At 60.8% G+C, this 14,488-nt stretch carries 15 protein-coding genes; 12 read left to right on the top strand and 3 right to left on the bottom strand.

Annotated elements, in window-relative coordinates; all coding sequences use genetic code 11:
* Positions 1–211: 211 nt before the first annotated feature.
* Positions 212–667 (top strand): RbsD/FucU family protein, encoded by a 456-nt coding sequence (locus tag C5748_RS22540; protein ID WP_105744555.1) that lies wholly within the window; start codon positions 212–214, stop codon positions 665–667.
* 371 nt (positions 668–1,038) lie between these two features.
* On the opposite strand, the gene C5748_RS22535 is transcribed toward C5748_RS22540, so the two are convergent.
* From C5748_RS22535 to C5748_RS22525, 3 genes are read right to left on the bottom strand one after another with little or no spacing between them, the layout of a single operon-like run.
* Positions 1,039–1,719 carry a response regulator transcription factor gene (locus C5748_RS22535; RefSeq protein ID WP_105744553.1) on the bottom strand — a complete coding sequence of 227 codons (681 nt, stop codon included), beginning with the start codon at positions 1,717–1,719 and terminating at the stop codon, positions 1,039–1,041.
* Positions 1,716–3,239, bottom strand: a complete 1,524-nt coding sequence (locus C5748_RS22530; RefSeq protein WP_105744551.1) for an ATP-binding protein — start codon at positions 3,237–3,239, stop codon at positions 1,716–1,718. The genes C5748_RS22535 and C5748_RS22530 overlap by 4 nt, the downstream gene beginning before the upstream one ends.
* A gap of 27 nt (positions 3,240–3,266) precedes the next feature.
* Positions 3,267–3,788: a hypothetical protein gene (locus C5748_RS22525; protein WP_245581931.1), complete on the bottom strand. Its 522-nt coding sequence runs from the start codon at positions 3,786–3,788 to the stop codon at positions 3,267–3,269.
* Between the two features lie 676 nt (positions 3,789–4,464).
* Between C5748_RS22525 and C5748_RS22520 the strand changes: the two genes are divergently transcribed.
* The 11 genes from C5748_RS22520 (at position 4,465) to C5748_RS22470 (ending at position 14,342) form a co-directional block, all read left to right on the top strand.
* Positions 4,465–6,351, top strand: a complete 1,887-nt coding sequence (locus tag C5748_RS22520) for a methanol/ethanol family PQQ-dependent dehydrogenase (RefSeq protein ID WP_105744549.1) — start codon at positions 4,465–4,467, stop codon at positions 6,349–6,351.
* A gap of 183 nt (positions 6,352–6,534) precedes the next feature.
* The gene (gene moxJ / locus C5748_RS22515; RefSeq protein ID WP_105744547.1) at positions 6,535–7,467 is read left to right on the top strand and encodes a methanol oxidation system protein MoxJ; all 933 of its coding nucleotides are present in this window, start codon (positions 6,535–6,537) and stop codon (positions 7,465–7,467) included.
* 67 nt (positions 7,468–7,534) lie between these two features.
* Positions 7,535–8,098: a cytochrome c(L), periplasmic gene (gene moxG, locus C5748_RS22510; RefSeq protein ID WP_105744545.1), complete on the top strand. Its 564-nt coding sequence runs from the start codon at positions 7,535–7,537 to the stop codon at positions 8,096–8,098.
* A 102-nt stretch (positions 8,099–8,200) separates the two neighbouring features.
* Complete coding sequence (locus C5748_RS22505; protein WP_105744543.1) at positions 8,201–8,512, top strand: methanol dehydrogenase [cytochrome c] subunit; 312 nt, start codon at positions 8,201–8,203, stop codon at positions 8,510–8,512.
* A 163-nt stretch (positions 8,513–8,675) separates the two neighbouring features.
* Positions 8,676–9,707: an AAA family ATPase gene (locus tag C5748_RS22500; protein WP_105744541.1), complete on the top strand. Its 1,032-nt coding sequence runs from the start codon at positions 8,676–8,678 to the stop codon at positions 9,705–9,707.
* Positions 9,708–9,851: 144 nt separating this feature from the next.
* The gene (locus C5748_RS22495; protein WP_105744539.1) at positions 9,852–10,253 is read left to right on the top strand and encodes a DUF58 domain-containing protein; all 402 of its coding nucleotides are present in this window, start codon (positions 9,852–9,854) and stop codon (positions 10,251–10,253) included.
* A 5-nt stretch (positions 10,254–10,258) separates the two neighbouring features.
* Positions 10,259–11,170 carry a nonribosomal peptide synthetase MxaA gene (locus C5748_RS22490; RefSeq protein WP_245581930.1) on the top strand — a complete coding sequence of 304 codons (912 nt, stop codon included), beginning with the start codon at positions 10,259–10,261 and terminating at the stop codon, positions 11,168–11,170.
* Entirely contained in the window at positions 11,167–12,192 is a 1,026-nt protein-coding gene (locus tag C5748_RS22485; protein ID WP_105744535.1) for a vWA domain-containing protein, read from the top strand. Before C5748_RS22490 ends, C5748_RS22485 begins: the two co-directional genes overlap by 4 nt.
* On the top strand, positions 12,185–12,817 hold the full coding sequence (locus C5748_RS22480) for a hypothetical protein (protein ID WP_245581929.1): 633 nt from the start codon (positions 12,185–12,187) through the stop codon (positions 12,815–12,817). The genes C5748_RS22485 and C5748_RS22480 overlap by 8 nt, the downstream gene beginning before the upstream one ends.
* Positions 12,778–13,818 carry a vWA domain-containing protein gene (locus C5748_RS22475; RefSeq protein WP_245581928.1) on the top strand — a complete coding sequence of 347 codons (1,041 nt, stop codon included), beginning with the start codon at positions 12,778–12,780 and terminating at the stop codon, positions 13,816–13,818. Before C5748_RS22480 ends, C5748_RS22475 begins: the two co-directional genes overlap by 40 nt.
* Entirely contained in the window at positions 13,815–14,342 is a 528-nt protein-coding gene (locus C5748_RS22470) for an SRPBCC family protein (RefSeq protein WP_199194872.1), read from the top strand. Before C5748_RS22475 ends, C5748_RS22470 begins: the two co-directional genes overlap by 4 nt.
* Positions 14,343–14,488 lie beyond the last annotated feature (146 nt).

Below are 14,488 nucleotides of genomic sequence, written 5' to 3'. Positions count from 1 at the left end.
GGTGTTTTTGGAAAATTCAGTCATTGTAGTGCATCCTGAGATTTATTAATCATAAATATAATCAACTTATACGTGTATTACCGTTTCCGCAATGCTCGGACGCGGCAATGTGCTGGAAGACAAACGATTTCCCATGCCTTTGTCCCTATGCTCTTGCAATGCAGCGTTGGCTGTGGCCTTGCTGCGGAACGGTTTGATATAAGAGGGTTCGATGCTGAAAAATATTGATCCGGCTTTGAATGCGGATGTGCTGCATGCGCTGCGCTCCATGGGCCATGGCGACACGCTTGTCATTACGGACACGAATTTCCCTTCCGATGCCATCGCGCGGCAGACCCGGCTTGGAACGCTTTTGCGGATCGACAATGTCTCGGCTGCCCGCGCCATCAGGGCTATTTTATCGGTCTTGCCACTCGATACGCCCTTGCAACCCTCGACCGGGCGCATGGAGGTCATGGGAGCGCCGGATGAAATTCCGCCGGTGCAGCGGGAGGTGCAGGCGGAAATCGACGAGGCGGAAGGAAAGAGTGCGCCGATGTACGGCATCGAGCGCTTTGCCTTCTATGAGGAGGCCAAGAAAGCCTATTGCGTGATCGCAACAGGAGAAACCCGGTTTTACGGCTGCTTCCTGCTGACCAAGGGCGTGATTCCGCCGGAAACCGTTTGAGACCGGGGCGAGCATGAAGACCGGTGAAACTTCGTAAAGCGCCGCGGGGAAGCGATCGGCTGGTGAGGCGCCGGTCGTTGGACGGCAATCAGAAGAAAAAATACCAGATCAGAATCACCACGACGAGCGGAACGCCCATCAACCATAAAATTCCGGCGCGAAGCATGGCTCTCTCCTCTTTTCAATGAGAGCCCAACGCTCAGCCCGGGGCTTTCGTTCCAAGCGCATTCGTTCCTGGGCTGTGTCCGACGCGACGGCGCTGATACAACCGGCCAGCGTAGCGTTTATGGCGCGAGCCGGTGGTACGGCAGGTTGTTCAAGCCCTTATGAACGCTCATGCGGCAGTCGGCAATGATCATCTGGCCGCATAATTATTTGCGGAAGCGGGCCGGCTCGACCCGGCCCCGCCCGTTCTGGCTGGGCGAAGATGAGATATATTCCAGCGACATCCGGATCAGTTCCGGCAGGTTTCGCGCTCCAAGCTTCGCCTTGAGTTGCGAGCATCCATTCACCACCGTCTTGTAGCTCACCCCGAGATTACCGGCGATCTCGCTGTATGATTTACCCTCGGCAAGCAGGGCGAGCACCTGCAATTCGCGTGGCGTCACGCCCGCAGGTACGTTGCTGCGGTTCCGGCTCTCGATCAATACCACCTGCACCGCAAGCTCGTGGTTGAGGTAGGGCTTGCCGCGGCGCACGGTCTCGAATGCTTCGAGCATGTCTTCGGGCAAACTGTCCTTCAGCAGGTATCCGGTTGCCCCGGCTTCAAACGCGCGGCTGACGATAACGGGATCACCATGCATGCTGAACACCAGGATTGGAAGCCGACTATCCTGCTGGCGCATCCGCCTGATCAGATCGAGACCGCCGAGCCCTTGCCCTTGCATGGCGAGATCGACGATGACCACATCGGGCCGTTCGCGGCGATACAGCCGGTAGCCCGCGACGACGCTTCTGGCCTCGAATATCTTGCCCACACCGGCGTCTTCCAGAATATGCCGACACCCTTCCAGAACGATGGAGTGGTCGTCGATGACCAAGACGCGTGTCATATCTCACCTTCCGCTTGTTGATCCAAGCCAGGAGCGAACGGCCTTTGTTCCTCCAGAGGCAGAGATATGTCGACAAGGGTGCCGCCGTCACGCGGATTTGTGATCGAGAAGCTGCCGCCGATGGCGCGAACCCGTTCCTCTATGCCGGTCAGACCGAAGCCGGCCTGCGTTCCAGGCGCGATACCACGCCCATTGTCCCGTACCATGCAGTGCAACTCGATGGAGGCAGCTGAAGCAAAGCCGTTGATGGCCGGGCGCGTATGCTCAAGAAGTTCGACCACGACGTGGCTCGCCTGCGCGTGCTGGATGGCGTTGGTGATACTTTCCTGAATGCATCTGTAGGCCGTGAGATCGATACAGTCGCCATAACTTCGGGCGAGGCCGCCGGTCTTAAGCGAGAAGCTGCATGGAGCGCCATGCCGTTCGAAATCGGCCAGGAGACCGGCAAGCACATCGGCAAGTGGAGCGTTACCGAGCGCCATAGGGCGGAGACGCCTGAGAAGATCGCGGTTCATGGTCCGGATTTTCTCCGTGATTTCGCCCAGTTCATCCACGCGCTTCCGAATCTTCTCGGCGATTTCACCGCGCATGCTTCCCGAGAGCCTCTTCAACGACGCAATTTTCGATCCGATGCCGAATACACAAGGGCCCAGTTCGTCGTGCAGTTCCATGGCCACTTGCCGGCGTTCGTCGTCCTGGACAGTTATCAGTCTGCGGTTGATTCTCGCATTGTCGGCCTTGGCGGTGGCGAGATGATCGGCCAGCGCGTTGAAGCGGTCGACGATCTGTTGCAGTTCCCGCACCTTGGGGCGCGCCAGATGGTGACGAAAATGACCCTCCTCCAGTTCGCAAAGACCCGTCGACACATCGGTTAGCGGATGAAGTATGCGGCCCAGGGCAAGATAGAGCGCTGCGATCACCGTGAGATCGAGGATTATCGCCACTATGGCCAGATCGGTGACATCCTGCCAGACCTCGGCGACCTCATCGGATGCTTCTCCCAGCAGGACCACCGTTCCGAGTCGGGAGTTTCCAGAGGTTATCGGAACTTCGCGACGCAGATCGTCGACCTTGATGAGCGCTGAGAACCATTGCGGAACCTCGCTCTCCTCTTCCGACTCGTCGATGCTGGTGGCGGCAGGCAGCGACGAAACCAAATGGTTCTTATTGTCAAAGACCTGAATGCGGACATGCCTGAGATTGCTGATCTGCAGGAGATCGTCCATGGCGGGAGACTGGTTGTTCGCCTGCACAAGGCGCGAGACGCTGCCGCGAACGAAACGTTCCGCCACTTCCATCGAGGCCACGATTTCTATCTCGGTGGCCCGCTGGGCGTTGTAGACGACCGTGACCGCAGCGGCTATCCCGGCAACGAGATTGATCAGCAGGAAGGTCGCGAGAAGCTGCCATTGAATGGAACGATCGTTCCAGAGCCAGCGCGTCATGCGTCCGGATATCGTCTCATGCGTTATTGAGAGCCCCATACCGCCGGGGGCCAGTGTGTCGCTCTCTTGTTTCATGCCGAACTCCTCCCCCCAGCACTTTTTTCAGCGCAGCGTTCTTCCCTCAGGCCGTTGTAACAGACGCAGGCCTTCTTCACGATCGGCACCGTTTGCACGTGCATTGAAATAGTGCTGAGCCGTTTCGCCGAATCCACGTCCTTCGTCGTCGGCGCCGACCTCGGTGAGACCTTCGATCACGAGCCGCGCATTTTCATCGATGCCCCGGTCGGCGAGCATCTCCTCTATCTGCACGGCGCGATTGGCGATCATGCGTGGAGTTTCGGTGTAGCGTCGATCGGCGCGCGCAAGGAGATTGCGAAATGCCTCGACCTCGGGCGCCGAGAGCGCCACGTCTGCTCCGGCCTCGCGGCTGGCCAGCCAATGCTCGGGCGCCGTCGGCTCGCTGATCTCGAGCCAGCGCTTCTCCGCAATCACGCTCCCTTCATTCGCCCCAACAGTCGGGCGCAGCGGCTGCTCGTTTTCCGGCTGTTCCTCACAGGCCGCGACAGCCAATGTGAGTGCCAGCGTGAACGCGAATTTGAGCCGGGCTGTCAGTACCGTTGGCATTGTCCGATTTCCCGTCGTCTCCCGCCCAGGCTTCGACCGCAAAGGGTCGAGGTGGCGCGATCGTGCTTCACAAGAAAATCCTCCTGTGAGCGTTCATATTAAACAGACTTCACGTGGTAATCTACGGCATGTTTTCTTGCCAGATGTTCCCGTTCAACGGGATATTCTGTTGCCACGAAAGGGGCGGAAGTTGCCAGAAAGCCCGCCGCCTTTTTGCAAGCATGTCTAATGACAGTTGTTTGAAGTGTGAGTAGGCTTTTCTTAATTTCCGGCTTCACAGGGCATCATCGTTTTAAGGGAGCGATGGTCGCCTTTCGGAGGCTAAGTGAGGTGGGCAACACGGTGCCCGCTGCTCGCCTGGCTAGGTCGTGACACGCTGTCGGAAATACTTCCCCACAAATGAATCTACTGCAGCCTTCTGCTGAGGAAGCGGGCGATTCAAAGGTCGTGAACCGGGAGGATTTATTAAATGCGTGTACCTCTGACAGTTCCTCCAGGAATCTGTCGCCGCGGCGTTGCCGATCAGCAGCACCTCGGCGGGTTGGAGCATGGGCAATATTGAACTGCAGAATTCCCATCGGATTCTACGGCACAATTGCTCCGGCTGTGCACATAGGCGCAGCCGGAGAAGCAAAAATCTATGCATGGGCAAGGGCCGGAAACGGGAGGAAAATTCATGAATTCGTTGTTCACATCGGTATCGGCGGCGGCGTTGGCCTCTGTGGTGGTTGCGAGCGCCCAGATCGGCGGAGCGTGGCCATCAATCGCCAACGACAGACTTAATGAGCTGTCACAGAATGAGCAAAACTGGGTGATGCCAGGCAAGAACTACAGCCAGGACCAATACAGCAAGCTCGACCAGATCAACAAAAGTAACGTGCGTAATATGAAAGCCGCCTGGTCCTTCTCGACCGGTGTGCTGCACGGCCATGAGGGCGCGCCGCTCGTCGTGGACGGCAAGATGTATGTCCACGGCGCATTCCCCAACTCGACCTTTGCACTGAACCTGGACGACCCCGGCAAAATCCTCTGGCATCACAAGCCGAAACAGGATCCGCTGGCGCGTGCGGTCGCCTGCTGCGACGTCGTGAACCGCGGCCTGGCGTATTGGCCGGGCGATGGAACGGTTCCACCCCTTATCCTCAAGACGCAGCTCGACGGGCACATCGTCGCCCTCAATGCGGAAACCGGCGCCGAATACTGGAAGCTGGAGAACTCCGACATCAAAGTCGGCTCGACGCTGACCATCGCACCCTTGGTCGTGAAGGACCTGGTGCTTGTCGGTTCCTCGGGCGCCGAACTTGGCGTGCGCGGCTATCTCACGGCCTATGACGTAAAGACGGGCGAGCAGAAATGGCGCGCCTATGCCACCGGCCCCGATCAGGATGTGCTCATCGGCGCCGACTTCAATCAGAGCAACCCTCATTATGGTCAACAGGGGCTTGGCGTCGAGACCTGGGAAGGCGAGGCTTGGAAGATCGGCGGCGGTACGAACTGGGGCTGGTACGCCTACGATCCGGACACCAATATGGTCTATTACGGCACGGGCAATCCGGCGCCGTGGAACGAGACCATGCGGCCCGGCGACAACAAGTGGACCATGACGATCATGGCTCGCGATGTCGATACCGGTGAGGCCAAGTTCGGCTATCAAAAGACGCCGCATGACGAATGGGACTACGCCGGCGTCAACGTGATCATGCTGAGCGAGCAGGAGGACAAGAGCGGCAAGATGCGCAAGCTGCTCACCCATCCCGACCGCAACGGCATCGTCTACACCCTCGATCGCGAAAACGGTGAACTCATCTCCGCCGACAAGATGGACGACACGGTGAATGTCTTCACGCATGTCGATCTACAGACGGGCCTGCCGGTTCGCGATCCCGAATACGCTACCCGCATGGATCACCTGGCGCGCGACATCTGCCCTTCCGCGATGGGGTACCACAATCAGGGCCACGATTCCTACGATCCTGAACGGAAGCTCTTTTTCATGGGGATCAACCACATCTGCATGGATTGGGAACCGTTCATGCTGCCCTACCGCGCAGGACAGTTCTTCGTCGGCGCGACACTGAACATGTATCCCGGCCCGAAGGGCGACCGCCAGGGCTATGAGGGTCTCGGTCAGATCAAGGCCTATAACGCCATCACTGGTGAATTCAAATGGGACAAGATGGAACGCTTCTCGGTCTGGGGCGGGACCATGGCCACCGCTGGCGATCTCGTCTTCTACGGCACGCTTGATGGGTTCATCAAGGCGCGAGACAGCGACACCGGCGAGTTGCTCTGGAAGTTCAAGCTTCCCTCGGGCGTGATCGGCAATCCGATGACCTATGAGCACGACGGCACCCAGTATGTCGCCATCATGTATGGGGTCGGCGGGTGGCCCGGCGTAGGGCTGGTGTTCGATCTGCAGGATCCGACAGCCGGGCTCGGTGCGGTCGGCGCCTTCAAGAACCTGCAGCACTACACGCAGATGGGCGGCGGCGTGATGGTCTTTTCAATCGATGGGAAGAGCCCCTACGACGACGTTACCGTCGGCGAATACGCCCCTGAGTGATCGGCGGGGCCCGACCATCGCGGGCCCCACTCTCCGCCTTCGCCGTCGTCGGCGCGATCCCTAGCGCCGGCATCCCTTCGGCGGGAGTCGGGCACCCGCGCCACACGCACGCGGGTGTCCGCGCCACCGTCCGCAAGAACCACAAGACGCTCCGAGAGCGGAGTTTTGGGAGGAGATTCCACCATGAACAGCATTGAAAGAGACCGCACGACCGTCTCTTCGACAACATCCGGACAATTTGGCCTGGGGCCGTTAATCGGCGCCGCAAGCACGGCGATCTGTGTTGCGCTTTCGACGGGGATCGCCTTGGCCGCAGGTGCAGCCGAAGGCACCGAGGCAGCAGAGCTGCGCGCGCCTGACGGGGTTCTTCGCATCTGCGCCTCTACAAAGGGCGCGCCATACACGATGAAGGACGGCAGCGGCTTCGAAAATCGTGTCGCCGTCGTCATCGCCGATGCGATGGGCCGCAAGCCCGAATTGGTCTGGACGGACAAGCCATCGATCTTCCTGGTTCGCGACTTCCTCGATAAAGGCGCCTGCGACGTCGTGATGGGCCTCGACGACGGCGATCCGCGCGTGCTGACCAGCAAGCCCTACTACCGGACGGGCTACGTTTTCATCACGCGAACCGACAGGGGATTGGAGATCGACAACTGGTCGGACGAGGATCTGCGCAAGGTGAAAACGATCGGCTATCAATTCCATTCTCCCGCCGAGGTGATGCTGAAGCAGACCGGTCTCTACGAAGACAATCTGATCTACCAGTATTCGTTGGTGAACTTTACCGACCGCCGTAACCAGTTCACGCAAGTCAGTGGCGAAAGGCTCGTTTCGGAGGTTGCGAACGGAACCGCCGATGCTGCAGTGGCATTCGCACCCGATGTTGCGCGCTACGTCAAGAATTCCTCAACGCCGCTGACCATGAAGGTCATCGACCAGAATGGTTTGACGGCAAGCGGGGAGCTTATCCCGCAGCAATTCGATCAGTCGATCGCTGTGCGCCAAGGCGACACCGACCTGCGCGAGGAAATCGACGCGGCATTGCTGAAGGTACGTCCGCAGATCGAGGCCATTCTGGAAGAGGAAGGAATCCCGCTCTTGCAGCCCAATACCTAGCTTGCCTGCGTAAGGGGCAAACGAACCGGACAACGAATTTTGGAAACGAACGGGTAGATTGAGCAGGATGAAACGGAAAACAGTCGCATGGATTCTCCTCGGGGCACTTGCCAGCGCAGGAGGTGCCTGGGGCGCGCGTGCAGCGCTTACCTTCAACAATACGGTTACCGGCGAGGTTTTGAACCTCGATGATGCGGTGGAGGAGGGGCGCGACACGGCGGCCGTCAAGACGTTCCTCGATAGCGGGATCAATTCCTATAATGAAAATCCCGCCTGCCTGCCGAAGGGCGAGGAGATTTTCCTGACCGCCTGCTCCGGATGCCACGGGCATCTCGGCGAAGGCAAGATCGGGCCGGGTCTCAATGATGATTATTGGACCTATCCGAAGAACGAAACAGACAAAGGCCTCTTCGAGACGATCTACGGCGGCGCGCAAGGCCAGATGGGTCCCCAGTACAGCGTTCTTCCCTTGGACGAGATGCTGCTTGCCATGGCCTGGACCCGCCATCTCTACAAAGGCGATCCGAAGAAGGCGAAGTGGCTCACCGAGGAGCAGCGTAAGGTGTTCAAGCCATATTCCGCCGACAACAAGCAACCGACTGATATCGCAGCCAATGGCGAGTGCGGTTAGGGACCAAACTGAATTCGGCGGCATCACGCCGGAACCGAAGCGCTGTCGGCGGGCGACGGGCGTTGATGACAAGATGATGGAAACGAGAAAGGGAGAACTGACATGTCTATTTTCAAGCGGGTCAATCGAGTGATCATTTCCTCAGCGGGAGCGGCGGCGTTGGCGCTCATTGCGTCGTCGGCGGGAGCCTATGACGGCACGAACTGCAAGGCGCCGGGAAATTGCTGGGAGCCGAAGCCGGGTTACCCAGCTGTCATCGCTGGTTCGAAGTACGATCCAAAGCACGACCCGATGGAGCTCAACAAGCAGCAGGAAACCATTCAGGCCATGGAGGAGCGCAATCGGAAACGGGTGGAGCATCTGAAGAAAACCGGAGAATTCATCTATGACGTCAGCGAAATTCCTGCTGAGTGAGAACACGCTGCTCCTCTTGGTTGAGCCGGAATCCGAGAGGACCTGACGCTCAACCGGGAGGCAGGCGGCGCGGCCGCATATCGGATGGCATAGAAGCGGATTACCCCGCTCTGGTCATTCCCGCGGCATCGCCCGAGCGTAACGATGAAGTGGTGACGCCATCATGCATCTGGCACGTGACGTGGACACGACGCTGAGCGACGCGCGGGGGCGCGCCCAGGCCCTCCAGCAGGAGGTGGCAAAAGTCATCCTCGGACAGGAGCGGGTCATCCAGCTCCTGACGATCGCCACCTTTGCCCGGGGACACGTCTTGCTGGAGGGCGATGTGGGCGTCGGCAAGACGACGCTCCTGCGCGCCATGGCGCGGGCCATTGGCGGGCTGTTTCAACGCGTTGAGGGCACGGTGGATTTGATGCCCGGCGATCTCATCTATCACGCGCATCTCACGAAGGAGGGAAAGCCGCGGATCGATCCTGGACCGCTCCTGCGGAGCGGCAATGATCTCTCCATCTTCTTTTTCAACGAAATCAACCGCGCACGTCCGCAGGTTCATTCACTACTGTTGCGCCTCATGGCGGAGCGCAGCATTACGGCCTTCGATCGGGAGTTCAACTTCCCTTTCCTTCAGGTCTTTGCCGATCGCAACAGGGTCGAGCGGGAGGAGACTTTCGAGCTGCCCGCAGCGGCGCGCGACCGCTTCTTCATGGAGATCGAAATTCCGGTGCCGTCCGATGAGGCCACCAGGCGGCGGCTCGTTTTCGATCCGCGCTTCCACGACATCGATGCGCTTATCGCGGAAGTAGGGGAAGGCGTTCTGGATTTCACGGAGCTTCCCTTCATTGCTCGCGCTATCCAGAGCGGGGTCCGCACGAGCGAGGCGCTGGAGGCTTATACGGTGGCGCTGTGGCAGGCCGTGCGCACGCCGAACCGGCATGGCATTGAAATCGAAGGCGTCGACATGGAGCGCCTCGTGTTCGGCGGCGCGAGCCCGCGTGGCGTCTCCTACCTTGTTCGTGCCGCACGGGTGCGTGCCTGGCTGGAGGGCCGCGAAATGGTGGTTCCCGAGGATATCCGCGACGTTTTCGTCGAGGTGATGGCCCATCGAATTTTTCTCGATCCCGTCTATGAACTCCGGCGTGAGCCGATCGTACGTGCACTGTGCCGGGCAGTCTTCGACAAGGTGCCGACGCCATGAGCGAGCGCTCGGTCGAGGGCTTTGCTCGCCTGCCGGCGCTGTCGCCGATATCCTATAGGCTGCGCTGGCGTCCCACCGGCGTCCATCCGGGCGCCCATCGCGGTTCCGGGGAAGGGGGGAGCGGCGAGTTCCGGCGCCATATCCATGCCGCGCGGCGCAAGCATGCGGGGGCTGGCCGCAGCGGCGGAGCGGCTTCCTCTGCAGCGAAGCCTCGTCTTTCTGGTTTCGGATTTTCTCTTCCCGGTTGCGCAGCTCAAGGAGATTCTGGACAAATTGTGGCGGCATGACATTGTGCCGGTGCTCTTGCGCGATGCCGGCGAGGATGAGGACCTTCCCGCCTGGGGGCTTGTGGAACTGCAAGATCTGGAAACCGGACGCCGCCGGCTTACGGTCATGCGCCCGGCGTTGCGGGACCGGTGGCGCAATGCCCGGCAAGCGCGTCTTGCCGCGTTTGACGCGTTGCTCAAGCAACGGGCGCGACCGCCGTTCCATATGGTCGATCGGTTCGACCCGGACAAATTGACCGACAACCTGATCAGCGGATGAGCGTGATGCCGGCACATCTCGTCCTGGCCCTGATTGCCGTTCTCGCCTCAGGGGAGGCGGCAGCCCAGGTGCGTGCTGTCGAATTGATGGGACCACGGCCCTTCGGCTATTTCATCGGCGACGTCATCCATCTCGAGGTCGAGCTTGCCGTTGACGAGCCGTTCACATTCGAACCCGCGTCCTTGCCGAGGCCGCGACCGATCAGCTACTGGCTCGACCTGAAGTCGGCAGCGTTGCATGACCGTGGAAGTCGCGGCGGCCTGCATCGCTATCGGCTCGCACTCGATTACCAGACGTTCTATGCCCCGCTCGAACCACGGGCGCTTGAAATTCCAGGGTTTTCCCTGACCGTGACCGATGGAACGCGTCAGGTCGATGCCAATGTACCGGGGTGGACCTTTCTGATGTCGCCGTTGCGCGAGATCCTGCCGCGCGGCGGCGAGCCGCTCTATCTGCGCGAAGATATCGGGGCCGTACCAATCCCTGTCCGTACGCGGTTTGCGGTGGCGATCGCCTCTGGCATCATCTCGACTCTGCTGCTCGGCCTTCTCGCCTATCATCGTGCGTGGTGGCCCTTTGCCAGACGGGGCAAGCGCCCATTCGCGCGTGCCGCTCGTGCGGTTCGACAGGCGCTCAGGGAGGGATCGGGAGTGGAGGCGTACCGCGCCGGACTTCTCTCTTTGCACCGCGCCTTCGATGCGACGGCAGGACGAGCGGTGCTCGCGGACGATCTGCCTGCCTTTCTGGAGTCGGCGCCGGCATTTCGTCCGCTTGGAACCGATATCAGCCGCTTCTTCCAGGTGTCACGGCGTGCTTTTTTTCAGGCTGATGCCGCGGGAGCCCAGGCCGACCTGCCGCCGACGGCGCTCATCGGCCTGGGCGCACGCCTCGCCGAAGCGGAGAGGATCGCGTCGTGAATTTTGCCGTTGATCATCCGGCTGTACTCCTGCTCCTGCCACTGGCATTCCTCCCCTTCGTGGCGACGGTGTTCGCCGCCTCCGGTTATCCCTCGCTCACTGCTGTTCCCCGCGACCGGCTCTCCTTTGCGACCGATATCGGGCTGCATCTGGCTGGCGCCCTGGCAATTGCGGCTATCGTCTTCGGCCTCGCCGGATTTCACAGACGTGAGCAGCCGGTCGAGCGGATCGGAAACGGTGCAAACGTCGTGCTTCTTTTCGACCGGTCGAGCAGTATGGACAACAGCTTCGGCAACCGCCTGCCGAGTGGAAGCGAAGAATCGAAATCCGACGCCGCGAAGCGCCTCATCTCCGATTTCGTCACGCGCCGGCCGCACGACAGAATCGGGGTGGCTGCATTTTCAACGTCGCCCATGCCCGTCCTGCCGCTCACCAGCCGTCATGACACGGTCAAGGCAGCGGTCGCCGCAATCGATCGGCCTGGCTTGGCGAAAACCGATGTGGGGCGAGGCCTTGTCCTCGCCATGACAATGTTCGACGAGAACGCGGCCAACGCCTCGCGCGCCGTCGTTCTTGTTTCCGACGGGGCTGCAGTCATAGACCGGCGGGTGCAGGCGACATTGCGCAGCATTGCCGCACGGACGCCGCTCAATCTGTACTGGCTGTTTTTGCGGACCAAAGGCAGCCGTGGCATCTTCGATCCGCCGGACCCGAGACAGCCGGACACGCCGCAGGTCAATCCCGAACGGCATCTCCATTTGTTTCTGTCCACTCTCGGTATTCCGTATCGCGCCTTCGAGGCTGGCTCGCCACAGGCCGTCGAGCAGGCGATTGCGGAAATCGACAAGCAGGAGATGCGGCCGCTCGCTTATTTCGAGCGTATTCCGCGCCGCGACCTTTCCAGCCTTTGCTATGCAATCGCCGCGGTGGCCGTCGCGCTCCTTGCGCTGGCCAAGCTTGCCGAGCGGGGCCTTGCCGAGCGATACCGGCCGGCGCTCGCACCGGGAGGTAAGCGTGGTTGATCTTTCTTCCTTTCTCCCGCGCCTCGGCAAGCTCGGTGACGGCGCGCGGGCCCGTATTCCTTCACAGCCGCTGGGGCGCCTGAAGGACGTCCTTCTGGTGAACGCGTTGGTGGTGGCGTTTGCCGGATTTACCATTGCAAGCTGGCTGACCTTGTCGGCGTGGAACGACAATCGCACGATCGCCGGCCTCGCGGCCGGGCAGGACATCGCAGTCAATGATGAGGCGCGGCCGGAGCTTTTGCTTGCCCGCGGGCATTTCCTGATGAGGCGGGGCCGTCTTGACGAGGCGCAGGCACTCGTGCCGGCAATCCGGGCAAGCGGTAACCGGCAGATCCTTGCAGCGCTCCAATACGACCTTGCCAATGCGCGGTTGCGGAGGGCCTTGGTTCTCATAGAGGAAACCAAGATCGACCCGGGGATCGCGCTCATCAATCTTGCCAAGGACGGTTATCGCGCGGCGCTTTCGGCCCGACCGGAATTCTGGGATGCCCGCTACAATCTGGACGTCGCCATGCGCCTGGTGCGGGACTTTCCGGAAATCGAACAAAGTTCGGACGAGCCGCCGCTCGAAACGCCGGAGCGGTTATGGACCGATCTTCCCGGCTTGCCGAGAGGGCTGCCATGATGCCGCGTGCCGTCCGGGATTTTCGTTTCGCCCTGCTTGCCGCCGCTCTCGTGGCGCTTTGTGTTGCGCTGGCGAGACCCAGCTGGACGCTGCCTCGTCCAGCCTACGACCTCCTCCTTGTCGTCGACGTCACCGGCAGCATGAATGCGCGCGACTATATGCTCGACGGCAACCCGGCTGCCCGACTGGACGCCGTCAAGAAGACATTGCGCGATCTGATCGCGCGGCTGCCGTGCCGTTCACGCGTTGGGCTCGGCATCTTCACCGAGCGCCGCAGCTTCCTGCTGTTCGAGCCGGTCGAGCTTTGCGACAACTATTCCGTGGTCGATGCCGCCATTGCCTCGCTTGAATGGCGAATGGCGTGGGAAGGCGACAGCCGTATCGCTTCCGGCTTGAACAGCGCCATGGAGATCGCACGCAGCCTGGACGCCGATCTCGTCTTTCTGACCGACGGCCACGAGGCGCCACCATTGCCTGCATCGGGCGCGCCGCCCTTTGAAGGCGAACCAGGCAAAGTGGGAGGTCTCATCGTCGGCATCGGCGGGGGTTCCCTCGTGCCCATTCCGAAGTTCGACGATATGGGGCGCGAGATCGGCTTTTTTGCAATGGCCGACGTGCCGCAGGAGAACAGGTTAGGCCTCCCGCCGGCAGACGCATCGAGCCGGCCGGGCTGGCATCCTCGCAATGCGCCATTCGGTGGGGAGGCCCCCAGGGGTAACGAGCACCTCACCTCGTTACGGGGGGAGTATCTCCAGACGCTGGCGCGCCGCATCGAGCTTGGCTATGTGCGTCTGCAAGATGCCCGCCAGCTTGAGGCGGCGCTGGCGGAAAACGCTTCCCGGCGAATGATCGAGACAGCGGTCGACCTCAGCCCCATACCGGCCGCTATCGCCCTCGCTGCGCTGGTGGCCTGCTACGGCGCCCTGCCGCTCTCCCGCCTCGTCGGGCCGCAGCGCGGCACATCGCATATCTCTCATAAGAACGAAAGGACCACATCATGAAGCAACTCCTCGCTGCGCTGCTCATCATTTTTGGAACATCGTCCGCCTTCGCGCATGGCCCGACACCTCAGAGGGTCGAAGAGACAGTCTCCATCGCCGGGTCACCAGAGGCGGTCTGGGCAATCGTCGGAAATTTCGCCAACCTTGCAGCGTGGCATCCTCTTGTGGAAAACTGCACCGGAACAGGCGGGAACAAGGCCGGGGCCGAACGCACGATCGAACTGAAGAGCGGCGGCCGGATCGTCGAAGGCCTCGATGAATACGACGATGCCGGGCGGACCTACACTTATCGTCTCGCCAAGGAGAATGTGGAAGCGTTTCCGGTCAGTTCCTACTCGGCGACGCTCACCGTCCGGCCTGCGGAGGAGGGCAGCGAGGTCGTCTGGAAAGCCAGTTTCTACCGTGCCGATACCGGAAACTACCCCGCCGAGGACCGGGACGACGCCGCGGCCATTGCTGCGATGAGCGCGTTCTTCCGTACCGGGCTTGATGGCCTGAAACAAACGATGGAGGCGCGGCAATAACCGGTGATGCCCGTCCAGCCATAAGTGGCTTGCCACTGCAAGCAAACATGATAGTTATTGTCATATTAAGGGCGACCAGTCGGCCGATATGCATGGCTGTCGATCGCTCTGCGGAATGCCATCGGAGAAGCTGGACGCAATGAGAT

The sequence above is a fragment of the Phyllobacterium phragmitis genome (assembly GCF_002980495.1).
GTDB classification, from domain to species: domain Bacteria; phylum Pseudomonadota; class Alphaproteobacteria; order Rhizobiales; family Rhizobiaceae; genus Paramesorhizobium; species Paramesorhizobium phragmitis.
This window is presented reverse-complemented; position numbering and strand designations above follow the sequence as displayed.

Coding starts and splice junctions, on each gene's coding strand:
- C5748_RS22540 (WP_105744555.1), top strand. CDS start 212: ATGCTGAAAAATATTGATCCGGCTTTGAATGCGGATGTGCTGCATGCG.
- C5748_RS22535 (WP_105744553.1), bottom strand. CDS start 1,719: ATGACACGCGTCTTGGTCATCGACGACCACTCCATCGTTCTGGAAGGG.
- C5748_RS22530 (WP_105744551.1), bottom strand. CDS start 3,239: ATGAAACAAGAGAGCGACACACTGGCCCCCGGCGGTATGGGGCTCTCA.
- C5748_RS22525 (WP_245581931.1), bottom strand. CDS start 3,788: ATGCCAACGGTACTGACAGCCCGGCTCAAATTCGCGTTCACGCTGGCA.
- C5748_RS22520 (WP_105744549.1), top strand. CDS start 4,465: ATGAATTCGTTGTTCACATCGGTATCGGCGGCGGCGTTGGCCTCTGTG.
- moxJ (WP_105744547.1), top strand. CDS start 6,535: ATGAACAGCATTGAAAGAGACCGCACGACCGTCTCTTCGACAACATCC.
- moxG (WP_105744545.1), top strand. CDS start 7,535: ATGAAACGGAAAACAGTCGCATGGATTCTCCTCGGGGCACTTGCCAGC.
- C5748_RS22505 (WP_105744543.1), top strand. CDS start 8,201: ATGTCTATTTTCAAGCGGGTCAATCGAGTGATCATTTCCTCAGCGGGA.
- C5748_RS22500 (WP_105744541.1), top strand. CDS start 8,676: ATGCATCTGGCACGTGACGTGGACACGACGCTGAGCGACGCGCGGGGG.
- C5748_RS22495 (WP_105744539.1), top strand. CDS start 9,852: ATGCCGCGCGGCGCAAGCATGCGGGGGCTGGCCGCAGCGGCGGAGCGG.
- C5748_RS22490 (WP_245581930.1), top strand. CDS start 10,259: ATGCCGGCACATCTCGTCCTGGCCCTGATTGCCGTTCTCGCCTCAGGG.
- C5748_RS22475 (WP_245581928.1), top strand. CDS start 12,778: ATGGACCGATCTTCCCGGCTTGCCGAGAGGGCTGCCATGATGCCGCGT.
- C5748_RS22470 (WP_199194872.1), top strand. CDS start 13,815: ATGAAGCAACTCCTCGCTGCGCTGCTCATCATTTTTGGAACATCGTCC.